Here is a 23,200-nt window from a genome sequence, read left to right on the forward strand (position 1 = left end):
TCATAGTGGCTTGACGTTTTTATCAGCGGGCTTTTCTGCCACATTAATCAGACGGATCTGATCCCATTGCTTTTGTGATCTCTTGCGTGCTTTAAAATACGCAGGGTCAGCTTTGAAAATGGGGATGCCTAAATAACGTAGCTGCAAAACATCTTTATCAGGGCAAAACTCAACACAACGGCCACACAGTGTGCAGTCGGCAAGCGTAATATCTTTCGCTTTATCGGCGTCATTATGTTCGGTTTGTAATTCACGTATATCCATAGGGCAGGCTTCGGCACAAAGACCGCACTTGTCGCAGCGGGATGTGCCTTGTTTGACCAAACGGGCAAATCCTAACTTTCTGAAAACAGCGTGCATCGCTAACAGAGGACAAATTCGACAAAACGGCTGCCTAACGGTGAGGGCCAGTGCAATCATGAGCCCGAAAAGAAAATCACCGGTTATCGACAGCGCCATATAACTGTAGCTGGAGGTGTCAACGAAGAGTTGTTCGCTGCTGCCAGTTGCTAGCGTAGTCATAATCCGACTCGGACATATCTGGCAAAATGGATCACCCCACTCATCACTTAAAAAGCCCAAACTGGTTAGTGAGGGTAGGCCAAACACCAGAATCCCTAACATCATCCATTTTATAGGGCGGATCTTATCTACGGCTCTGTGAGATAGACTATCAACCTTTCTGAATCCTAATTTTTGCCCTACGAGGTGTACCACTTCTTGAAAGAATCCAAGGGGGCACACCCAGCCACAAAAGGCTTTGTTTAGCACAATAAATAGGAGAAGAAATGTCCCTAGGGTTGTCAGTAATGGCATGAGCAGCACCCATGCATTGCCTGAGTTCACAGCATTACCTAAACGATGATGCAGTTGGTGTTGTACGGGGATCAGTGCGCAGTAATCAGCATTCTTCGTATCATAGGCGCAGCTAAGAGCAGGGAGTGCCCCCGATAATTTATCGGCTGCGTAAAAGCCCACAATCACAGATCCATAAACCAAAAAAATAAACATGACTAACTGCGTAAAGCGACGGATGAGCGTAAGGTTTGCCATCATTTCTTAGGTCTCCGTGAGTATTCTGGCAGGCGTCTGATAACAAGTAATCCGGCCATAAGCCCGAATGCGGCCGCTAGCGCGCCTAAGGAGGTACTCTTCCAATGGGATGGGTTTGGCGAATAGGGTGCTGAAAAGCTGGTGGTGTAGCGAATGCTATCCGTACTTGTGTTGGCAAATAAGCGAATCTCTGCTGCTGGGTTTTTTCTTTTACCCGGCACGACGTTGGTAAAATCATCCGGAATATGTAATTTAAGCAGGCCTGAACTATCAGTTTGCAATACATCAGTGCTGCCATTACTGGTGCTGACCAGAATGGGTTGCTCTTTATAGGGCTCGCCATTAAACAACACCTTGAATCGGTACGTTTTATCGGTTTCGTAGCGCCAGTGCTCTCTGGGAAGCGGTGAGGGAATAATACGTAATGGCCCCGTTGAGTAGGCCAATAGATCGCTAGGGGAAAAGTCGACAGGCTTGCCATTCATATAAGGATATCGGACAGCTTGTTGATAACTGTCGGGAGTCTCTAGTGTTGCCACAAGCGCGTGGTAATTACCTTTACGTGTAGGTTGCAGCTTAAGCACGTCATTTGATAATGAGGGGGTGCTTATCTCAAGATCTGAATGAACCAGCTTAATATCGACAGGTATCTCATTGGGCAGATTGGATAGCTGAAGGGACTTGCTCTTTTTATGGGCATGATGGCCGGGGTCGGCTTGAGAATAGGGTTGCCAAAAAATATCAGCAGCGACATTCGCTGATAGTAAACTCATCGCGATTATTCTTACGAGCATAGAAAGAACCCCTGTTTTTTAGTGTAATTCTAAGGGGTTCTGCTATGTCGGGGATGTGGCTTGTTGTCGCATGTGACAATTCGCCACAAGGCGGGTTGCTATTCCCTCTCTAATCCATCGATCAGTTTTTCTAACAACCGCTCGAGTGTTTCTTGCTCTTCTCTGCTGAGATTCGACAGTGAGCGTGCTTCGTTTTCTACATGTAGGGGAACAATTCGGTTGATCAATGCTAGGCCTGTTTCAGTTAATAACACCAGCGTACCGCGGCGATCTTCTGGATTGGGTGCGCGAGCAATCAAGCCAGCCTTTTCTAGCCTATCTAGCCGATTAGTCATTCCTCCAGACGAAATTAACAGCGCTTCAAACAGCTGTGTTGGTGCTAATTCATATGGTGCGCCTGAACGACGCAACGTAGCCAATACATCAAACTCACCTAACTGTAAGCCGTGGCTTTTAAAGAAAGGATCTAAATAATCCCGTGTGATTAAGCGAGTCGCTTTGCCTAGAGAGCCAATCACTTTCATCGGTAGTAGGTCGAGTTGGGGCATCTCACGCTGCCATTGAGACGTGACTAATTTAACTTTATTCATTGTTATAATTTTATCTCTACGTTAAGATACTTTTCATTAAGAAGACTTCTATTAAGATTCTTCCTTATGGAACATATAGTAACACGCAACGGGAGAAGGGTGATGTGGGTTGGTCGCAAGTCGAATAATCACGATTCTACACAACCTGTTTATAAAACTGGCTTTTATGCATTTGCCTGTTTGTTGCTGGTGGGTGTTTTTCTATCGCTGTCTTTAGTCGTGGGGAAGCTTGCCTCTACGGCAGGTGCACCATTGTTAACTTTCTTATTGGTCTCTATGTTAGGCGCTAGCGCTATGCTTTGCTTAATATGTGCACTTAAACGTAACCCCATGGGGTTAAACCAACGCATGCTTGAATACGGGCTAGTTTCCGGGGTTTTATTTGCGCTACCTAATGCACTGGGGTTTTTGGCGATACGCCATGTAGGTGCAGGTTTTATCTCATTAAGCTTTGCTTTCCCCATATTGATTACTTGGCTGTTAGCGGTTGTATTCCAAATGGAGACGCTACGGGTATGGCGTTTTATGGGGGTTCTGCTAGGGCTCAGTGGAGGTATCATATTGGCGGTAGCGAAGAGTAATGGTGCGGTTGAGGCGCAGGGCTGGGTGCTGTTAGTGCTACTGATGCCAGTTATGATTGCTTGTGGAAATATTTACCGAACCTTGCGTTGGCCTACTGCCGCATCGCCCGTTTTTTTGGCAGCACTCATGATGTTTGGTGGTGCGCTAACGCTGATACCCTTTGTTTTATTCTTTGAAGCAGGCCAGGCGGTGAATGTGTTCAATTCAAGTCGAGTGATTGTTTTACTTGCAATAGAAGTTATCGTTTTTACGATTCTGTACCTGTTTTATTTTTTGCTTCAGCAGCTTGCTGGTCCCGTTTACCTTAGTCAAATTGGCACAGTTGCTGCGCTCAGTGGCATGTCTATAGGGGTATTTGTATTGGGTGAAGCTGCACCACCGAATATTGGCTTGGCTGGTGTTTTGATCACCATTGGCATTGTGTTGTTTCAGCGTAGTGAGAAAGAGCACACACACAATACTGTGGCCTAGCTTATCAGCCACATCGGAGAAGGCTTGGGCAAATCCGTATGAGCCTTAGCCTTCTTGATGTTATCTACAATCGTTATGTCATTAGGTGTTTTGATACGTAATATCACTTAATGGAAGAAGACGAAAATATGTGGATAGCAGCCACAAGGTCATCTTAGTCTTTAAGCTGTGTCAATTTGTATAAATCTAAACGCCTGTCGCGTAACGTGTGGACACTGCCATGACTATGAAGCTCCTTGAGTAAGTTTAAATTTACATCAACGATCAGGGTCATTTCTGAGTTAGGTGTAGCCTCAGCTTTAATTCCTGTGGTTGGGAATGCAAAATCAGAAGGTGTGAACAGTGCTGATTGAGCATACTGTATATCCATGTTATTCACTTTTGCTAAGTTACCTACAGCGCCTGCGATAGCAACATAGCACTCATTTTCAATCGCTCTTGCCATGGCGCAATGCCTAACTCGGGTGTAGCCATTTTGGGTGTCGGTCAGGAAAGGAACAAATAAGATATCCATACCTTGATCCGCCAAGAGTCTTGAAAACTCTGGAAACTCGACGTCATAACAGATCATGATGCCGATTTTTCCGCAGTCGGTATCAAAGACTTTAATGTGCTCTCCGCCAGTCATCACCCAATTGCGTGCTTCTGCAGGTGTAATATGTATTTTATCGTAGCGCTCCCAAGTGCCGTCACGTCTGCACAGGAACCCTGTATTATAGAGTTTACCGTCATCCAAATAGGGCATGCTGCCAGTAATGATGTTGATGTTATAAGCGATGGCGAACTCTATAAACTTATCGCGGATTTGCTCAGTGTAAGCCGCTAGCTCACGAATGGATTGTGTGACGCTTAGGTGATTGAAACCAGCCATAAGTGGAGCATTGAATAGTTCCGGGAATAAAATAAAGTCGCTTTTATAGTCGGAGACGGCGTCAACGAAAAACTCCATTTGTTCATAGAGCATCTCTAGCGAAGACATAGAGCGCATCTGCCATTGTACTAGACCTAGGCGAACTTCCGATTTGGGTGCATTAATCAACTTAACGGATTTTGTGTAATAGATGTTTAACCACTCTAATAATGTGGCGTTTTCACGAGACTCTATGTCACCCTTTAAATAACCTTTGAGTAGTTTGCGAACGTGAAATCCGTTAGCGAGTTGAAAACTTAAAACGGGATCGTATAGCTCTTTTGCTTTGACCTTTTCGATATACTCTTTGGGCGACATTGCGTGCGCATGCTTGCCATAGTTTGGCATTCGTCCGCCTGCCATGATGGCGCGAAGGTTTAAATTCTCGCAGAGTTCTTTTCGTATATCATACAAACGACGTGCAAGCCGTAGCCCTCTGTAGTCAGGATGAATAAAGACCTCAATACCATAAAGGACATCGCCATCTGGGTCGTGATGGCTAAAGGTCATTTTATTGGTGATTTCATCGTAGGTATGATCGTCACCGAACTTGTCGAAGTCTACGATAATGGAAAAGGCGCATCCGACAACTTTCCCATCGACGCAAACACATATTTGCCCGTCAGGAAAGCGAGTGAGAAGAGAGTCAACTGTGGTTTCATCCCATGTGGCTAACTTTTCGTTTTGGTAGACCTCCGAACAAGCCTCCCTTAACTCTTGCATATCTTTATAGGTTAAATGACGTATAGCAACATGGCTGGCATCCATGGGGACCTCCCGAAAGACTATTGGCGAAAATGCCAATCTATTGGCAATGCTTATAGAGAGTTTCGGGTGTAAACGCTAGAGAATTTTAGTATGGAGGTTGCATTTTTTTGATAGAGCCGCATGAACTGTGTTTACCAGCTTCGCAGGGTTGTGAAAAAAGTGGAATATTATATTTTTTAGCAAATTGTTTTAAGCCGGATGGGGTAAAGTGAACGGCTCTCGAATCAAGATCTTTGGATGCCCAGCCTTTACTAAAGATATCGTTTAATATCCATTGGCCGAGAGCCCCAGCTAAGTGACTGCGACGTTCACTCCAATCTAAGCATGACTTGCATACCGGGCGATGACTTTTATTCAGGATGTTTAAATCTACACCTAGCTCGGTGAAAAAGGTTTCACCTGCAGGTGTTAAATGAGCATCTATATTGTTTATACCGTTATCTTCTATGTGTGCGCTTTTAATTAATGCATCGTACAGAGCAACGCTGAGCTCACCCGCAAGGTGATCATAGCAGACTCTCGCCTGCCGAAGCCTTGGATCGTTTGGGCCTGTGGATGTTTTACTGTGCTTCATTTTTGATGTTACGTTTAAAAGTACCTCTAAGAGTTCGGCAACATCCCTTCCTTTTAACTGAAAATACTTATGTCGGCCTTGCTTGCGAACAATAAGCAGCTGTCCATCGACTAGCTTGCCTAAATGGCTGCTAGCGGTTTGTGATGTTATGTCCGCTTCTACTGCTAGCTCTGTCGCCGTTAAGGCTTTACCACCCATTAAAGCGGTAAGCATTCGGGCTCGGGTTGCGTCGCCAATTAGGCTCGCTACAAATGATATGTTGGGTTCCAATTTCTGCAAGCCTCCGCTGTCTATGATAGTCCTATGAGTACTTCATAAAAGTTCTGTGCAAGTTCCATGGTAGTTAATATTGTTCGATCATACTTCGATGCCCATCGAAGCAGCGCTTAGCCCAATTATTAGTATGCCTATCATTCTAACAGGAGAGTGCAAATGAAAATAACATGCTTTATTGAGTACAAGATAGATCCATTCCAACTAGACAGGTTTACAACCTATGCTGAAAACTGGGGGCGTATTATTCCTTTATGTGGAGGCGAGCTCTTAGGTTATTTTTTACCGCACGAAGGTAGTAACGATACCGCTTTTGGGTTGATAAGCTTTAATAGCTTGGCAGATTATGAAAAATACAGAGCAAGGCTCAAAAAAGACAAGGATGGCCACAGTAACTTTATGTTTGCTCAAAAAGAGCGGTTTATCTTAGAAGAGAAGCGCACGTTTTTAAAAGTAGTGCCGCAAACCTATCAACAATCTGCGAGGGTAGAAATATGATTGCCGTGATCTTTGAGCTAGAGCCAAAAGACGAAGGGAAAGATGAATACTTTGAAATAGCTGGCGATTTAAAAGCCATATTGTCTGAAATTGAAGGCTTTATCTCAGTCGAGCGGTTTCAAAGCTTAGCAAACCCGAAGCGCTTTCTTTCGCTGTCTTTTTGGGAAGATGAAACCGCCGTAAAAGCGTGGAGAAATCAGGTAATGCATCGCAAAGCTCAAGCAAAAGGGCGAGGAGCTTTATTTGAAAACTACAGGCTGCGAGTGGCAGAAGTCGTGCGTGATTATGGAATGAATGATAGGGAGCAAGTGCCTAAGGATCTTACTGTGTAGCGGGTTGTAAATGCTAGAGAGTCTTAGTATGGAGGTGGATAGAGCGCACGAAGTGCTCTATCCGTCAATGAGGTATTAACCGTTGCGACGCATTTCACGCTCGAATTGAAATTTGCGTGACGTGACATGCTCTTCCATGGCGCGAACGCGTTGGTCTACCCGACTCAAGCGCTCGCGTATCTCGTTTAAGCGACTGGAGGCAGAGGTTCCATAGCTGAACACTTTTTCCTTCAGATTAGGCTTCGCCTGTTCTGGCTTTTGTTCTGCTTCATAGGGGCGGCTTGCGAGTAAGAAGATGGCCGCTATATAAGCAAAGACAGCAAAGGCTCCGGTAAACATAAATAGAATGACCATGAGCAATCTCAGGCCTCCAGCAGACCATTGCATATTTTCTGCAAGACCGCCACAAACCCCACCGATCCAGCGTTGCTTGGTGCTGCGGTAGAGATCGATATCATGACCTCGGTATTTGGCTGTAAACATAGAGCCTCCTTATGACTCCGATGAATGCTGTTTTCGCCACTCAGGCTGTTCGGCATCCAGGATGGTTTCCAGTGTTTCAAGTCGGCTTTCTAGGCGGGATACTTCCGCTAGCGCCGTTTCTAGGGTGTGCCTGTCTTCTGCCGACAATCCTTTGGATGAGCGCCACTGACCTATGTAGTGAAGCAGCAGCCAGAGGGGCAGAACAAGGCCCAAAAAAATGACTGTCGGTACAAAGAAAAACACTAAATTAGACATTATTGATCACCGGATTCCTTTTTGTTCATCTGTGCTTTGAGCTTAGCGAGAGCTTGATCGATTTTTTCATCGCGCTCAAGATCGGCAATCTCTTCGGCGAGATCTTTGCTGCCAAGATCATAGCTCTCTACTTCTGCTTCCATGTCGTCCATCTTACGCTCATAGCGTTCAAATTTCTCAAATGCCTCGTTCAATTTGTCTCGATTAAAGCGACGACGAATTTCTAAGCGTGAGCGCGTAGTTTGTTCTCTGGCCAGCATTGACTTCTGTTTGGCCTTTGCATCGTCTAGTTTATGTTGCAACTGTGACACTTCGCTGTTGAGGTCATCTAAGTGTGCTTCGATGGCATCAAGCTCGCTATGTGCTAATTCGAGTGTCTCTTCTGCTGCGGCTTGCTCAGTTAACGCAGCGCGAGCTAAGTCTTCGCGCCCTTTGGTAATTGCCATTTCTGCTTTAGATTCCCAATCTTTGGCATCTTTTTGCAACGCCATCATACGACGTTCCAGAGTTTTCTTATCCGCAATCACCTTAGCGGATGTCGTGCGTACTTCGATTAATGTTTCCTCCATCTCCTGAATCATCATTCTGATCATTTTTTCTGGATCTTCGGCGCGATCCAATAAGGAGTTGATGTTGGCGTTAATGATGTCTTGAAAGCGAGAAAAAATACCCATTGTGTTGATCTCCGTGAGTGTCCTATTGGCCGCTGTTTATGTGTTGAGCGGATTGACTATCGTTATGAATGGAATAGCTAAGAATGTGCCAACTTTTCAACTTACTGATTATAAAGGATAAATTTTAAATTGATGAAAAAGCATACAAAAAATTAGTAGTTAATATAGCTAAATAATAGTTAATTAAGCTAATATTTAGTTAATGAAGCTATCATATAACAAAGCCATGATTGGTGAGTCGCCTCTGATGCTGGATCTAATGGATCAAGTATCAAGAATTGCTCCCCTGCATAAGCCGGTATTGATTATTGGCGAACGAGGAACGGGTAAAGAGCTGATTGCTGAGCGGCTGCATTTTTTGTCTAAGCGGTGGGATCAAGCGTTCCTGAAGGTGAACTGCGCCTCCATGAATGACAACTTGCTGGAATCAGATCTGTTTGGTCATGAAGCAGGTGCGTTCACCGGTGCGACCCGGCGTCATATCGGTCGTTTTGAGCGAGCAGAGGCTGGAACCTTGTTTTTGGATGAGCTGGCGACTTGCTCACAGCAGGTGCAAGAGAAGTTGTTGCGTATTGTTGAGTATGGTGAGTATGAGAGGGTCGGCGGCCAACAAACAATGCAAGCAGATGTTCGTCTCATTGCAGCAACCAATGCAGATTTACCTGAATTGGCTGAAAAAGAGGAGTTTCGGGCAGATCTTTTGGATCGCCTAGCATTTGATGTGCTGCATATTCCACCGCTTCGGTATCGGCAAGAAGACGTACTGCTGTTGGCTGAACATTTTGCTCTGAGTATGTGCTTTGAATTAGAGAGGCGTTTTTTTCCGGGGTTTGCAGAACAGGCAAGGCTCCAAATGCTGGAATATGACTGGCCTGGCAATGTACGAGAGCTCAGAAATGCTGTGGAGCGAAGTGTTTATCGCCAGGAGGATGTTGAGTCACCTATTCGCCAGTTGATTATTGATCCTTTTGCTTCTCCTTGGGAGTCTCCTGTTGCTCAAAAAGATCAGGATTTAGAGCAGCAGGTTCTGTTGGTAGGTGCGCTGTCAAATAACAAAGTTGAGCACCTCTCCGACAGGGTTGAGGCACTGGAGAAGCGATTACTACTAGAGGCATTAGAAGAAAATCATTACAACCAGAAAGAGGCGGCTAAGAAGCTTGGTTTGACATATCACCAACTAAGAGCGCAGCTTCGTAAACATAATATGATACCTCTAAAAAAGTTTCTTGAAGGTCAGCAGCAGGAAAATGCAAGTGGTTTTTGATGTTAGTTCGGCAGTTATTTTGTTGTTTAAATACGTGAGAGGGTTGTGGAAAAATAATCAAAATTGAGAAATGATAATTTTACGAATATTCAATATCAAGTTTTGATATTTTGAAATAAATCAAAATTTAATATTGAATATTATATTTAAATCAATACTGATTTTTGATTTTTCGGGTGATTTTTTCCGCTGCTTTCTTACTATTAGGATAATATTTAAGCGGCAAAGTTTTGCAGGTAGGTAATTGCTATCTAATTGAAATGGCAAGATTTCTCTAAAGAAAGGAAAAATATTGCCGATCAAGTATTGGCTAGGTTGGTGATTTTTTGTACATTTATATTATCTAGCCCTTATAATGCGGACAGTAATGAATTAGTGAAGTTTTTGGCTTATAATTTGCAAAATCTTCGTATGGTTTTGAATAAAAAATAAACAGACGGTTTATTTCATGGAAATAGAGCAAAACATGATCGTTGCATTGGATATCGGCACATCAAAAGTGGTGTGTTTGGTCGCCGAAGTGATGCCAAGTGGCCAAATCGAAGTCATTGGTATTGGTTCGCATCCATCCCGTGGCCTAAAGCGGGGTGTGGTGATCAATATTGAGTCCACGGTCAGCTCTATTCAACGTGCCGTCGAAGAAGCCGAACTGATGGCTGGGTGTAAAATCCACTCCGTGACCGTCGGTATCGCAGGCAGTCATATCAGCAGCCTGAACTCCCACGGTATTGTTGCTGTGCGCGATCGTGAAGTGATGGATCATGATCTGGAGCGGGTCATTGATGCGGCCAGCGCTGTTGCTATTCCGGCAGATCAAAAAATCTTACATATCCTGCCGCAGGAATACCTGATCGATAACCAAGAAGGCATTAAAGAACCGCTGGGTATGTCCGGCGTACGACTGGAAGCCAAAGTGCACCTAGTGACGGGCGCGACCAATGCGATCCAGAATATTGAAAAGTGTGTACGTCGATGCGGCTTGGAAGTTGACGGCGTGGTGTTAGAGCAGCTTGCCTCCAGCTATGCAGTACTCACCGATGACGAAAAAGACCTCGGTGTCTGCATGGTGGATATTGGCGGTGGTACAACGGATATTGCAGTCTTTACCGCAGGCTCTATTCGTCATACGGGTGTGATTCCTATCGCAGGGGATCAGGTCACCAATGATATAGCCATGGCGTTACGCACCCCGACGCAGCACGCCGAGCAACTGAAAATTAAATACGCCTGCGCCTTAGCGCAATTAGCGAGCGCTGATGAAACCATCAAAGTGCCCAGCGTCGGAGATCGCCCACCACGGGATCTGTCCCGCCAGGCCTTAGCCGAAGTAGTAGAGCCTCGCTATGACGAACTGTTCACCTTAGTACAGGCGGAACTGCGTCGCAGCGGCTTTGAAGATCTTGTTGCGGCAGGCATCGTGCTCACGGGCGGTACCGCTAAGATGGAAGGGGTGGTAGAACTAGCAGAAGAGATTTTCCACATGCCCGTACGCTTAGCGATGCCCCATGGCGTGCGTGGAATGGATGATATTTTACAAAACCCGATCTTTGCGACCGGTATCGGCTTACTCCACTATGCCAGTCAAGGTGGACAGGTGGGGAGCGCCTCTTCGGTGCATGTGCCACCGCGTAACGAAACCACATTAGTGGCAGAAGAGCGGGTCACAGAAAAAGCGCCTAAGCCTAAGAAAACAGGGCCGGGCATCGTCAGTCGTATGAAAGACTGGTTTAAAGGTAATTTTTAGATAACGAGGGTTTCTTAGCGCCATGCTAAGTGACTCATAATAACACTTATAAGATGTAAAGCAGCGTGACTGTAGTGATACAGCGCGAACCTGAAGGAGAACAAATCATGTTTGAACTGGTTGAAAACCTACCACAAAACGCCGTAATTAAGGTGATTGGTGTAGGTGGCGGCGGCGGAAATGCCGTCCAGCACATGGTCAGTACCGATGTCGAAGGTGTTGAGTTTATCTGTGCCAATACAGATTCTCAGGCTTTGCAAAATATGCTGTCGCGCTCAGTTATCCAAATTGGTGGTGAACTCACCAAAGGTTTAGGTGCAGGTGCGAACCCTGAAGTCGGCCGTCAGGCTGCCCTTGAAGATCGCGAGCGTATTGCTGAAATGATTACTGGCGCAGATATGGTCTTTATCACCGCTGGAATGGGTGGTGGTACAGGCACAGGTGCAGCCCCCATTGTTGCTGAAGTCGCCAAAGAGATGGGGATTTTAACCGTTGCAGTGGTGACTAAGCCTTTCCCATTTGAAGGCCGTAAGCGCATGAAAATTGCAGATGAAGGCATTAAAGAGCTAAAAGAGAATGTCGACTCTTTGATCATCATCCCTAATGAAAAGCTAATGCAGGTGCTAGGTCGTAACTGTAGCCTAATTAATGCCTTTAATACGGCGAATGATGTGCTCCGAGGAGCTGTGCAAGGCATCGCAGATCTAATTACACGTCCGGGTATGATCAACGTCGACTTTGCCGATGTTCGCACCGTTATGTCTGAAATGGGCATGGCGATGATGGGTACGGGTAAAGCGCGTGGTGATGACCGTGCCACGATTGCAACAGAAGCAGCGATTAACAGCCCGCTGCTGGAAGATGTTGATCTTAAGGGTGCCCGAGGCATTCTGGTTAATATTACTGCCGGTTTGGATATGAGCTTGGGTGAGTTTTCTGAAGTGGGTAATATTGTTGAAGAGTACGCCTCAGAAAATGCCACCATTGTAGTCGGTACGGTTATTGATCCAGAGATGACCGAAGACCTGAAGGTCACGGTGGTGGCGACAGGTTTGGGCCAGGCACAGACTGAAGAATTAAAAGTTGTTAACGGCGGTACGACAACACGCACGGTTGCTACAGGCACCGACTTCAACCAATTGGAGTTGCCAACGGTCTTGCGTAATCGTGCAGAGGAACGCCAGCGCACCTCTATCGCTGCAGAACAAGAGAAAGAGATGTCCCATCAAACCATGAAAAAAACCGGTACAGATGATATGGACTTCTTGGATATTCCCGCTTTTCTCCGTCGTCAGGCGGATTAATACCTGGTCTTATTGACCAATTCAGGTGCTTTACTTTGGCCACTCGTTGAGTGGCCTTTTTTTGTCATAACCCTGTCATCTTCATTGCTACAATAGTGGTTTAGTTTGATAGTGGGTAAGTGCCGTGCACAGTCTTTTTTCCATTTTCTGGATCTTCTTAAAGCTTGGGTTAACCTCATTCGGTGGCCCTATGGCCCATCTTGCTTACTTTCAGCGTGAGTTTGTTGATAAACGCCAATGGTTAACTGCCCCCGAATACGCTGAATTAATCGCGCTTTGTAACTTTTTGCCAGGCCCTGCCAGCTCCCAAGTTGGAATGGCGTTAGGGTATCAGCAACGAGGCTTAGCGGGCAGCTTGGCGGCTTTTTTGGGGTTTACTTTACCTTCAGCAATGCTCATGCTGATCTGCGCATCGCTTATGTTGACCCAGCTTTCCCCCACAGTAGAAGCTGCACTGCATGGGTTGAAACTACTCGCCGTGGTGGTGGTCGCTGACGCGGTTTTAAAGATGCTGAAAACAACCGCTACGGATCGATTCCGGCAGATTTTTGTGTTGCTGGTTGCACTGCTGATGTTGCTACTAAACGGTGGGATGGTACAAATTGGGGTTCTGCTTGTATCTGGCCTTATGGGTTATCTTTTTATTTCGCCATCTGTTACTCAGACGCTAACGCAAACAAATATCTCAACCAACAAAACGAGCATCCATTACGGATGGTTAGTACTATTGGGATTAGTGGCGCTTCCGGTACTCGGTTGGCTTATGCCTGAACTGGCATGGATAGATGCACTCTTTCGCGTGGGGGCAACGGTTATGGGTGGAGGGCATGTAGTCTTACCGATGCTCAGTGCTGAAGCGGCTATCTATGATGCCATGCCTCAATCTTACTTTTTAGCAGGGTATAGCTTAGCTCAAGCGGTGCCTGGCCCAATGTTTACTCTGGCGACTTACCTAGGTGTCATTCTGGGTGGCGGTATCTGGGGAGGGCTTCTGGCAACCTTGCTGATTTTCCTACCTGGTTGGTTACTATTGATCAGTGTTTTACCTATATGGTCAAAGCTTAGAACAAGCACCGGATTGAGCTGTTTTGTCAGTGGTATTCATATCGGCGTCGTAGGTTTATTAATGGCGACGCTTTACCGTTTTGTCTGGCAGGGTACCGTAACGCGTGTTGAAGACATGGCCGCAGTACTGGCTATTTGGGGCGTTTTAGTTGTGTTAAAGCAGTCGGTTTGGGTGGCAATACTCGTTGCAGTTATCGGTGGGCTTCTGATTGCTCATTAGCGTTAAAAAGTCGATTTAAAATAGATAGTTCTCGTCAAAATCTATTGCACAATTAAAGAGGTGTGCTAGTATACGCGCCTCACAACGGTCAGGTGTCCGAGTGGCCGAAGGAGCACGCCTGGAAAGTGTGTATGTCGAAAGGCATCGAGGGTTCGAATCCCTCCCTGACCGCCATTTATGTATTGCAAATTCAATACGTTAAATGCCACTCATATCTTCCTCAAGTACTCGATAGTCCTGTTAGTATTTTTAAAAATTTTTTTACATATTCCCCAAGTACAACTACCCTGAAGTATACCTTCCTTTTGTATGAAGCGCTCCTGACTGTATGGCGCTATTTGCTTTGTTTGCCATAGGATGGGTTACTGTTTGTGCCATATTGATTGAAGACAAACGGGTGCGGATTAATCGCAATGTGCTAATAATGGAATATGGTGATCTCTTTGCTACTCCCCACTAATAAAAATACGATTACCTACATTCTTCTTTTTTGCCTCTACGTGGGGTGCGCGTTTGTTTTCTCTGCCTTTAGCCCTCAGGCACAAATTGTTTCCCTTTGGCCTTCTGCGGGTGTCGCACTGGCTGGATGTTTAGTGCTTGGTTACCGATTCTTAGTAGGTGTTTTTTTAGGCTCCTGCTTTTTTAATCTGACCACCCATTTTTTTAATGATGAAGTGCAGAACTTAGCACCTATTATTCCTGCTGCCCTGATCGCTTTAGGTTCAACAATACAGGCTTGGGCAAATACTGCGTTACTTAGGCGTTTGAGGGTGAGCCTTCTGAGTGCTCCTTCTTATTATCAAGTATCAACTTTTATACTGATTGGGCTTTTATGCTGTTTGATCAGTGCCGTGGTGGGTAATGCTGTTTTGGTTTTTACCCATGAGAGTGTAGCGATTGGAATGCTGCAGTGGTTCAACGTTTTAGTATGGTGGGTGGGAGACTTTTTAGGTGTTATATTTGTCACACCTTTAATACTTGGATGTTTGCAGTGTCGGCAAGGCTATCTGGGTAAGGGGTCTTTGCTTAAAGGGTTGGCGGTCCCGCTGCTGTCAATTTTGGTTATTTTTCAAGCCGCGCAACAATATATCGAGCATTTGGTAGTTACTTATACACAAAACGAGTTTGAGCTTAAAGCTAAGGTTGCTGAAAATAGTTTAAAGTATCAGATGTCTGCCTATCTTTATGCACTTCAACAGCTTGGTAGCGAGCTTTCAGAAAGAGACTCCATCAACAAAGATGACTTTTACGATCTAGTCAAACGGCTTTCCACTGATTTACCAGGCATTCGTGCGATGTCATGGAATCCAGTAATAAAACAGAGGGATTTGGCAATGTTTGAACAAGTTGCCAGAGAGGAGCTCGGTTCGGACTTTCAAATTAAAGGAGCGCCATTGTATCCAGAAGACCCTTTAGTTGTGGTGAAATTTATCGAACCTCTGGCTGAGAATAAAGCGGCGCAGGGCTTTAATGTTTACTCAAACGCATCAAGACGAGAGAGTATGCTTTTGGCTAAGAAAACACATAGTGCGGTTTCGACAGACATTATTCAGCTAGTACAGTCCGATCAAAGAGAGCCTGGTTTTTTGATTTTTACACCTGTTTTTCAAAATGTTGACCCTATGGAGCAGGCAATAGATAGTCATGAGTCTTTGAAAGGATTTGCTGTTGGCGTGTTTTTAGTGGCAGAAATAATCAATAAAAGTCTGAGTGATGATCTTATTAACTTTCTTGATATTTATATTCATGAGAAGGGTAGGCCAGAAAAAGCAGTATATGGTAATAAAAGCATCATAGCTGCGATGTCCCAAGGAGATGGTTTGGGCTATATCTTTGAGATAGCGTTTGCGGGCCGAACTTGGGTTTTTAATCTACATATTGACCAGCAGTACCTCATTTCTCTTCAGGTAGAAAAATCGCTTAGCTTTCTTGCGACTCAATGGCTATTTGGAACACTGGCTGCTTTTATCATACTGTCAGCTTTTGGACGTCATGTTCACTTGCGGGAGTTGGTTAAAGAGAGAACTAAAGAGATAGAAAAAATCAATATGCAGCTTGAGTACTATGCATTTTATGATGCATTAACGGGGTTGCCTAATCGTCGACTATTTTTCGATAGAGCTGAGCATTCTTTAAAATTAGCAAGTCGTAATAAATACACTCTTGCGCTGATTTTTTTGGATCTTAATGAGTTTAAGGTTGTTAATGATACGTTAGGACATGAGAGTGGAGATCGTTTATTGGTTGAAGTATCTCAGCGCTTTAGGAGTACTTTGCGAGCCAGTGATACTTTGGCGCGCATGGGAGGAGATGAATTCACATTGCTGATTGATGATAACCCTCAGCCTGAAGATATTTGTACCTTAGTCGAAAAGCTTACTCAGTGTTTACAGAGACCTGTGGTATTAGACGATTGTGAGCATTATGTTTCGGCCAGTGTTGGTGTGGCTCTTTATCCGGATGATGGTGATTCTATCGAAGACCTATTAAGAAAAGCTGATATGGCTATGTACAAGGAGAAGAGAGCTTCCGTCTGTATTTAGGCTTTCAGCGATGTGTTCGTCTGTTGATATATTTTTATCAAAAACCCGCTTTTACCTCTGGTTCTGGAAATAAGTTAGGCGCATAATCCGCGCTTTCAGATCCCTGAATGTTTGGCATCGCAGGTCACCCTCTGACTACTTCTCTAAAGCTGATGCCAACAAGGGGCACTTATTTGATTTGGAATAGACGAATTGAAAGCTCGTTGGTTGGCGTTTGACTATCTGCGTGCCGTGGCGATCATCTTGATCGTATTGGGCCACTCCGTTTATAACTCTGAGAAAGGGTTTCCTGTTCTACTGGAGAATATTGTTCGCGGCGGGACGGCGGTATTTGTGTTTATTTCTGGCTACTTTCTACATGCTGTTTTTGCCCAGAATTTTCAGTTTCAGGCGTTTCTTCTAAAGAAATGGAAAGGGGTGGTAGTGCCTTTTCTTTTTGTTTCTTTTGTTGGTTTAGGGTTTAAGTTGTTTGGTTGGTGGTGGCTGGACGGGTTGCCTCTTGAAAAAGTCGCATTAAATGTGTTTTACACCGTTAAAAACTTCTATGTGCTTTATCCGCACTGGTATATTCCTTTCATTATGGTGGTGTTTTTATTATCACCTTTGTACTTGGCGTATTTGCAGTTGCCGCTATGGAGGCAACTTCTTCTGTTTGCCCTGTTCTCGATGCTCGCTGTAATGTTGCATAGGCCTCATGGTAATGCCGGGGTGATACAGTCCTTGCTTTATTACACGCCTTTTTACCTTTTAGGCATGCTGTTTTCTCTGTATAGAGTCTTTCTCATTAAGCATTACAAGCCGTTATTGCTGGTCTCGGCATTGTTGTTTATGGGGGCGTTGATCATGCAGACATGGGTAGTGCCGTGGGTAGGAAACTATCATAAGTGGTTCTTTAAGTACCGCGGTATTGATTTTCAGTTTGTCCAAAAAATGGGACTTTGTATTCTGTTGCTGGCGCTATGCTATCTACTTTCTATATGGAAAGGGATATGGCTTTGCTTGGACAGATGGCTAAGAGAGGTAGGAGAGCTGAGCTTTGCTATCTTTTTTCTTCATCCGTTGTTGACGTTAGCGATGAATAATCTGTTCCCTTTGCTGGGATGGTCTAAAGTTTCGGGTGGGGCATGGTTTAGTGTTTTTATGACGAGTGTCGTATTTTGTATCCACTTTTTTGGTAGTTTTTATATCGCTCGTGCCATTCGTTACTTCTTTCCTTACCAGAGTCGTTGGTTGATAGGTGCTTGAGGTAAATATCGATGATTAGCAAGCTTAACCATACTCCTTTTTAGTACTTGCATTAGTGTAAAAAAAGCGTAAATTGCACGCGCTGAATGACCTCCGCAAAAAGTCATAGCGCTTACTTATCGTTCTGAGATTTCTAATAAAATGTCCGATCTATTATGCCGTGTCCGTCAATGGGTATTCACTAAACTTAAGCCTGCCCTTTCTTTAGTTTTTATTGCGTTAATCGTGGTGAGCGATGCCGCTTTAGCTGCTAAAAAAGCAGGGGGAGATGCTAGTCTTTACGCTGTAGATGGAAAGTTCAGCCGTGATACTGTGTCAGAGCTTGCTCGTAAGCTTTCGAAGAAAGCGTATAAGGCCCCTTTGTCTGTTTTGCCTGAGTCGTTGCAGGATCTTAACTATGACCAGTATCGTGATATTCGCTTTAATCCAGAGGGCGCTATCTGGGCCGATGAGTCTTTGCCTTTTCAGATGCAGTTGTTTCATCGAGGCTTCTACTTTCAGGACCCTGTAGAAATTGCGATTGTGGATGAAGGGGTGGCTAAACACCTAAGTTATTCTCCTGAGCTGTTTTCAACAGGTAATGTTATGCAGAAACCGCTGCCAAAACAGGATATTGGTTTTGCGGGGTTTCGTTTACATTACCCGATCAATCGTGACGATTATTTAGATGAATTGGTCGTGTTTCAGGGGGCGAGTTATTTCCGCTCTTTAGGTAAGCATCAGGCATACGGGCTCTCTTCCCGAGGCCTTGCTATAAAAACAGCAGAGCCTGATGGCGAAGAGTTTCCTGTGTTTCGCGCCTTTTGGATAGAAAAACCAACACCTGACAGCCAATCAGTGGTTGTCTATGCGTTAATGGATAGCCCCAGTGTGACTGGCGCTTATCGCTTTACAATACGCCCAGGGCGCAGTACAGCAATGGATGTGGAAGCAACGCTATTTCCTAGAGTCGAGTTGAAAAAGATTGGTTTAGGTGCTGGCACCAGTATGTTTATGTTCTCCTCGTATGGTCGCCAGAATGTCGATGATTTCAGGCCTCGCGTGCATGATTCTGATGGTTTATTAATGCTGAACGGTCGTGGTGAGAGGTTGTGGAGGCCTTTGTCTAATCCTCAGGACTTACGGACCAGTGCATTTATGGATAACGGGCCACTTGGCTTTGGTTTGATGCAGCGCAACCGGGATTTTAAGAACTATCAGGATTTGGAAGCGCGCTATGAGAAGCGTCCGAGCTTATGGGTAGAGCCTGTTGGCAATTGGGGTAAAGGCTCAGTGGTATTGGTTGAAATTCCATCTGAATCCGAAATCCATGACAATATAGTCGCTTATTGGTCTCCTAAAGAGAGTATTCCTGCCGGTACTGAGTTTAGCTTTGCCTATCGTTTGCTATGGGGAGATGGCCCTCAGGCACAATCAGATGAGGCAATCGTCCTCGCTACGCGCAGTGGTCGCGCGGATATTAGTGGCCCCTCGCCTGAGCGCTTGTTTGTGGTCGACTATGGCTTTCCTGCCTCTTCAGTCGGTTCTGACGTGCTACCTACAGCTGATGTCAAGCACTCTGCAGGAAGCGTCTCCCATGTTGTGGTTGCATATAACCCAGAGACGAAGGGATATCGTGTAAGTTTCGAACTAGATCCAGAAGATGAACGTTTGATTGAGCTGCGTCTAAATCTGCTTTTTGATGATGGTCGAAAAGCTGAGAGCTGGATGTATCAGTGGACCCGTTAAGCTTGTCTGCGAGGCGAGGGGATGCACTAAAAACATCATTTGCTTCAGGTATGCCTCCTGAACAGCCTGCAGACATGCCTGTTCAGTCGCTAAGCTGTGCGGCTGAACATGTTCGCCAGCATACATCGTCGCTGGCCATTCGGCGCTGGTGGGTATTAGGTGGTGCTGTATTACTCTCCTTATGGGGAGTTTATGAAATGTACTCAGTGCTATCTTTTGCAGGGCTCACCTTTATTGAGTATATCGTCTTAGCGCTGTTTAGCCTGACGTTTAGCTGGATTACCGTTGCTTTTACGGGAGCGATTGCAGGCTTTTTGACAGTCTGGAAGCGCGCCTTACTAGGTCGCAGCAGGACAATGCCACCCTCTGTTTCCAAAACAGCTGTATTAATGCCAACCTATAACGAATCCCCCGAGCGGGTTTTTGCCGCTATCGAGACCATGTCTCGTGGAATTCTTAGTACGGGTCAAGGACAAGCATTTGATTGGTTTGTTATTAGTGATACCACAGACCCCCAAATCGCTATAGCAGAAGAGATTGCTTTTGCTGCGCTACGGGAGCGCCTTGGCGATCAGTCTATCTCGGTTTATTACCGACGCAGGAATCGAAATATTGCCAGAAAAGCGGGTAACGTAGCAGATTTTTGTCGCCGTTGGGGCGGGGGCTATGAGTATTTGCTGGTGTTAGATGCGGATAGCTTGATGGAAGCGAGTACGATGCTTGAGCTTGTACGGCGTATGCAAGCAGATCCGGATGCCGGTTTAATCCAGACAATTCCACGTCTCATCAACGGTACTACCATCATGGCTCGCTTACAACAGTTTGCGACACGTGTGTATGGCCCGGTTATGGGCACAGGGCTTTCATGGTGGACGCAAAATGAAGGTAACTTCTGGGGGCATAATGCCATCATACGCACGCAGGCATTTATGCAGTCGGCAGGGCTGCCCGACTTAAAAGGTAAACCTCCTTTTGGTGGGCATATATTAAGCCATGATTTTGTTGAAGCTGCACTTCTCAGAAGAGCGGGTTGGAAGGTACTGATCGCTGATGATCTGGAGGGGTCTTATGAGGAGTGCCCGCCTTCTATCGTCGACTTAGCGATTAGAGACAGGCGCTGGTGCCAAGGGAACTTACAGCATAGTCGTGTTTTACCGACGAAAGGCCTGCATTGGATAAGCCGTATTCACCTGATGACAGGTATTATGTCTTATTTATCTTCCCCACTGTGGTTGTTGCTTATTTTGTCAGGCTTAGCTCTAGCACTACAGGCTCAGTTCATCCGCCCTGAATATTTCAGTGGCGAGTTTTCATTATTCCCAAGTTGGCCTCGTATGGATGCCGCTAAAGCACTGAACTTGTTTATTTTTACCATGCTGATTTTGTTTACACCCAAAATATTAGGCCTTATCGCGTTCATACGGCACTCAGCTGCATGTCGGGCAGTGGGGGGGATTAGCCGGTTGTTAGTCAGTTTTGTCGTTGAAGTGGTGCTATCTGCGCTGGTTGCTCCGGTGATGATGTTGATTCATTCTGGGGCTGTACTCTCTATTTTCCTAGGTCGTGACGCTGGCTGGAATCCCCAACGTCGAGAAGATGGCTCCTTGCCTATTCGCGAGCTGATTTATCGACATCGTTGGCATATGATAATGGGCGTATTTCTTACGATTGCGGCTGGTTTGAACTCGACAGCATTACTGGCTTGGTTGTCTCCAGCGATCGCCGGAATGCTGCTTTCTGTACCCTTGTCGATGGTAACAAGTGACCAAAAAGTAGGTGAGCGGCTTAAACAATGGGGCATCTTGAGAACGCCAGAGGAGGTGTCCCAACCCGATGTTCAGCGCGCGATGCTTCCCATTCGAGCTGAATATGATGCATTGATTGCAAGCAGCCCTAGCTTTCGTGATTTTTTAAAAGAACCACGCTGGCAAGCGCTCCATTGTAACTTGATGGATGTACCAACCGCGCTTCGTAAGGGGGAAGTCGATGCATTAGAGGTGGTGGCACGTGAAAAACTGTCACAAGCCGAAACCCTGACAGAGGCGCTACACTATTTGACTCAGCCTGAGTTGGCGAGAGTGGTGTCAAATAGGCAATTGTTTATCCAGTTATCTCAGCTACCTGAAGAGCTATGCGAAAACGTACATCACGCATTCGCACAGCCAGAGTCCGCTAACGTGGGTTAAAAGAAGTTGATCGCTTCTTTTATCCCCGTTTCCTGATCCAACTCTACGGACTCAAATACAACGTCACCATCAACCAATATTGACTCACGCCCTTGTGTAAATGATTGCTCTTCAACTAAGGCTTTATAAGCTTTATTGAGTGCCAGCGCACGTTCGGCACTAGGTAGCAGAAGTTCTGAAATATCGGTATGTAGAGCCGTGAATGCTTCGGTTTTCGGTGAACCATCGGGATGATAGAATTTTTGCTTCACTTCTTGATTGGAGCGATACTCATCACCGGTTGGGTTCTGTTTTAGATAGAAGCTATATTCATACTCCCCGTCACTTTGCCTGCGTGGCTCAACGACGCCTTGCAGGCCTTTTTGTGACCAGTGATACCAACCTTGTTGGAAATGATCACTATTCAGTTTACGTTTAAAGGCGAAGGTGGTGTCTATCGTTACCCCGATACCTGAGTGGCAGCCGGTACAAAAGGCGTGCTCTTCCAATGTTTGAGGTCTGAGATTGCCCTGTGCATTTTCAATAAACCCTTGATAAACCCAACCTTGAGGAATAGAAACACCCGATTCAACTGAGCCGATGATCTGTTTGGTGCGGTCAGGGAAGTCATGCCGTTCTTTAAGCTCCTTTGCCGCAATTTGCTCCAGTTGATAGTAGTTCATCCAATGGGTTTTTCGCGCATAGCGTAGCTCTTTCATGCGAGGTGCCATGCTGACGGTTTGCTGCTGATTAATATCTAAATATCGTACAGAATGGATAAATTCTGTGCCTTCTGGGTAAAGCCCTGCTGCTAAATGTAGTTTTTTTGAGGCTAACAGCTGTTTGGCTTGGCCGACGTAACTCATGAAGCGACCTTCAAGTGGTGCCCAGTCATAGCGAACAATATGCGCTATATCGAGTTTTCCGTCTTTATCTAGGTCAACGTCCAGTGTTTTCTCATCGGTTGGCGTAATAGGTACGTCTTGTTGCTTAATGAGTGCTTCAATAATGGCCAGATTGGTCTTGTAGATGTGGCGGCTAGGTTGGCCATGAGCATCGGTTCTAAAGGGAGAGGGTAGGCGAATAATGACATCATCGCTGGAGCCGTTGGTCGGCATAAAAGCGCCAGGGAAGGGGTAGTAAGCAAACGAGCGCCAGCCTGTTTCGCTTCCATCAGGGCGCAAATCGAACCCCTCTTCGTCAAACTGATAGTAGATATCCGGTAGGTAGCCATCCCAGCGACCATTTTGGTTGCTGTCATATTGGTCGATGTTTTTTTCAATATAGTGGGCTAACTGATTATTACCTTGTTGATCAATCAGATTGTTTTCACGCACATAGTCTAATATCGCTTTGTGGCTGATCTGTTGAGCGCGTTCAGAGAACCCTTTGAAATAGTTTGTCCAATGATTGTTGAGCGCGGGCTCGGTAAAAGAAAAGGATGTCTGTACATCACTGTCGTTTAGAAAGTTGGGTTTGATGCTCTGGGTGTGGCAAACATAGCAGGGGTTGGCTACTTGGCCATTGTCGCTTACCGGATTGGTATAGCATTGTGCAGGTATATAAGGTGTTGGATTAACCGTGCCGTTTGCTAAAGCAAGGGTGGTGAGTGACCAGATAGGAAGTATACAAAGGAAAGTTTTTTTTGTGACCATGATCAGTAAC

20 protein-coding genes and 1 tRNA gene are annotated in these 23,200 nt (G+C 45.5%); 12 read left to right on the top strand and 9 right to left on the bottom strand.

Annotated elements, in window-relative coordinates; translation table 11 throughout:
- The 3 genes from F0U83_RS05265 to F0U83_RS05275 form a co-directional block, all read right to left on the bottom strand.
- Window positions 1-1,056: a 4Fe-4S binding protein gene (locus F0U83_RS05265; RefSeq protein WP_138988866.1), complete on the bottom strand. Its 1,056-nt coding sequence runs from the start codon at window positions 1,054-1,056 to the stop codon at window positions 1-3.
- Window positions 1,053-1,826, bottom strand: a complete 774-nt coding sequence (locus F0U83_RS05270; RefSeq protein ID WP_138988867.1) for a hypothetical protein — start codon at window positions 1,824-1,826, stop codon at window positions 1,053-1,055. The genes F0U83_RS05265 and F0U83_RS05270 overlap by 4 nt, the downstream gene beginning before the upstream one ends.
- Window positions 1,827-1,945: 119 nt before the next feature.
- Window positions 1,946-2,437, bottom strand: a complete 492-nt coding sequence (locus F0U83_RS05275; protein ID WP_138988868.1) for a MarR family winged helix-turn-helix transcriptional regulator — start codon at window positions 2,435-2,437, stop codon at window positions 1,946-1,948.
- Between the two features lie 66 nt (window positions 2,438-2,503).
- Here F0U83_RS05275 and F0U83_RS05280 point away from each other — a divergent pair, with 66 nt between their 5' ends.
- The gene (locus tag F0U83_RS05280; protein ID WP_246077894.1) at window positions 2,504-3,490 is read left to right on the top strand and encodes a DMT family transporter; all 987 of its coding nucleotides are present in this window, start codon (window positions 2,504-2,506) and stop codon (window positions 3,488-3,490) included.
- A gap of 154 nt (window positions 3,491-3,644) precedes the next feature.
- Here the strand turns inward: F0U83_RS05280 and F0U83_RS05285 are convergent, their stop codons facing one another.
- Both F0U83_RS05285 and F0U83_RS05290 read right to left on the bottom strand, forming a co-directional pair.
- On the bottom strand, window positions 3,645-5,168 hold the full coding sequence (locus tag F0U83_RS05285; RefSeq protein ID WP_138988869.1) for a bifunctional GNAT family N-acetyltransferase/carbon-nitrogen hydrolase family protein: 1,524 nt from the start codon (window positions 5,166-5,168) through the stop codon (window positions 3,645-3,647).
- Between the two features lie 85 nt (window positions 5,169-5,253).
- Window positions 5,254-6,012, bottom strand: a complete 759-nt coding sequence (locus F0U83_RS05290; RefSeq protein WP_138988870.1) for an ArsR/SmtB family transcription factor — start codon at window positions 6,010-6,012, stop codon at window positions 5,254-5,256.
- A gap of 162 nt (window positions 6,013-6,174) precedes the next feature.
- Here F0U83_RS05290 and F0U83_RS05295 point away from each other — a divergent pair, with 162 nt between their 5' ends.
- On the top strand, window positions 6,175-6,513 hold the full coding sequence (locus F0U83_RS05295; RefSeq protein ID WP_138988892.1) for an NIPSNAP family protein: 339 nt from the start codon (window positions 6,175-6,177) through the stop codon (window positions 6,511-6,513).
- Window positions 6,510-6,845 (top strand): antibiotic biosynthesis monooxygenase family protein, encoded by a 336-nt coding sequence (locus F0U83_RS05300; RefSeq protein WP_138988871.1) that lies wholly within the window; start codon window positions 6,510-6,512, stop codon window positions 6,843-6,845. The genes F0U83_RS05295 and F0U83_RS05300 overlap by 4 nt, the downstream gene beginning before the upstream one ends.
- A 75-nt stretch (window positions 6,846-6,920) precedes the next feature.
- Here F0U83_RS05300 and F0U83_RS05305 read toward each other — a convergent pair whose 3' ends face one another.
- From F0U83_RS05305 to pspA, 3 genes are read right to left on the bottom strand one after another with little or no spacing between them, the layout of a single operon-like run.
- The gene (locus F0U83_RS05305) at window positions 6,921-7,328 is read right to left on the bottom strand and encodes a PspC domain-containing protein (protein ID WP_138988872.1); all 408 of its coding nucleotides are present in this window, start codon (window positions 7,326-7,328) and stop codon (window positions 6,921-6,923) included.
- Between the two features lie 9 nt (window positions 7,329-7,337).
- Entirely contained in the window at window positions 7,338-7,583 is a 246-nt protein-coding gene (pspB, locus tag F0U83_RS05310; RefSeq protein ID WP_138988873.1) for an envelope stress response membrane protein PspB, read from the bottom strand.
- Complete coding sequence (gene pspA, locus F0U83_RS05315; RefSeq protein WP_138988874.1) at window positions 7,583-8,257, bottom strand: phage shock protein PspA; 675 nt, start codon at window positions 8,255-8,257, stop codon at window positions 7,583-7,585. Before pspA ends, pspB begins: the two co-directional genes overlap by 1 nt.
- Window positions 8,258-8,459: 202 nt before the next feature.
- Between pspA and pspF the strand changes: the two genes are divergently transcribed.
- From pspF to mdoH, 9 genes are all read left to right on the top strand, one after another.
- A complete protein-coding gene (pspF, locus tag F0U83_RS05320) occupies window positions 8,460-9,521 on the top strand; it encodes a phage shock protein operon transcriptional activator (RefSeq protein WP_138988875.1) in 1,062 nt (353 codons plus the stop codon).
- A gap of 448 nt (window positions 9,522-9,969) precedes the next feature.
- Complete coding sequence (gene ftsA / locus F0U83_RS05325) at window positions 9,970-11,265, top strand: cell division protein FtsA (protein ID WP_150036798.1); 1,296 nt, start codon at window positions 9,970-9,972, stop codon at window positions 11,263-11,265.
- Window positions 11,266-11,372: 107 nt separating this feature from the next.
- A complete protein-coding gene (ftsZ, locus tag F0U83_RS05330; RefSeq protein WP_138988551.1) occupies window positions 11,373-12,569 on the top strand; it encodes a cell division protein FtsZ in 1,197 nt (398 codons plus the stop codon).
- 124 nt (window positions 12,570-12,693) lie between these two features.
- Complete coding sequence (chrA, locus tag F0U83_RS05335) at window positions 12,694-13,854, top strand: chromate efflux transporter (RefSeq protein WP_138988552.1); 1,161 nt, start codon at window positions 12,694-12,696, stop codon at window positions 13,852-13,854.
- A gap of 86 nt (window positions 13,855-13,940) precedes the next feature.
- Window positions 13,941-14,028: transfer RNA gene (locus tag F0U83_RS05340), tRNA-Ser, on the top strand.
- Window positions 14,029-14,297: 269 nt separating this feature from the next.
- On the top strand, window positions 14,298-16,397 hold the full coding sequence (locus tag F0U83_RS05345) for a diguanylate cyclase domain-containing protein (RefSeq protein WP_170221896.1): 2,100 nt from the start codon (window positions 14,298-14,300) through the stop codon (window positions 16,395-16,397).
- Window positions 16,398-16,589: 192 nt separating this feature from the next.
- Window positions 16,590-17,642 (top strand): acyltransferase family protein, encoded by a 1,053-nt coding sequence (locus tag F0U83_RS05350; protein ID WP_170221898.1) that lies wholly within the window; start codon window positions 16,590-16,592, stop codon window positions 17,640-17,642.
- Between the two features lie 141 nt (window positions 17,643-17,783).
- Window positions 17,784-19,370, top strand: a complete 1,587-nt coding sequence (locus F0U83_RS05355) for an OpgD/OpgG family glucan biosynthesis protein (protein WP_138988555.1) — start codon at window positions 17,784-17,786, stop codon at window positions 19,368-19,370.
- Window positions 19,358-21,556, top strand: a complete 2,199-nt coding sequence (gene mdoH / locus F0U83_RS05360; RefSeq protein WP_211343701.1) for a glucans biosynthesis glucosyltransferase MdoH — start codon at window positions 19,358-19,360, stop codon at window positions 21,554-21,556. Before F0U83_RS05355 ends, mdoH begins: the two co-directional genes overlap by 13 nt.
- On the opposite strand, the gene F0U83_RS05365 is transcribed toward mdoH, so the two are convergent.
- The gene (locus tag F0U83_RS05365) at window positions 21,553-23,190 is read right to left on the bottom strand and encodes a hypothetical protein (RefSeq protein WP_138988556.1); all 1,638 of its coding nucleotides are present in this window, start codon (window positions 23,188-23,190) and stop codon (window positions 21,553-21,555) included. The genes mdoH and F0U83_RS05365 overlap by 4 nt on opposite strands.
- Window positions 23,191-23,200: the final 10 nt, after the last annotated feature.

The sequence above is a fragment of the Neptunomonas concharum genome, from assembly GCF_008630635.1.
Taxonomy (GTDB): domain Bacteria; phylum Pseudomonadota; class Gammaproteobacteria; order Pseudomonadales; family Balneatricaceae; genus Neptunomonas; species Neptunomonas concharum.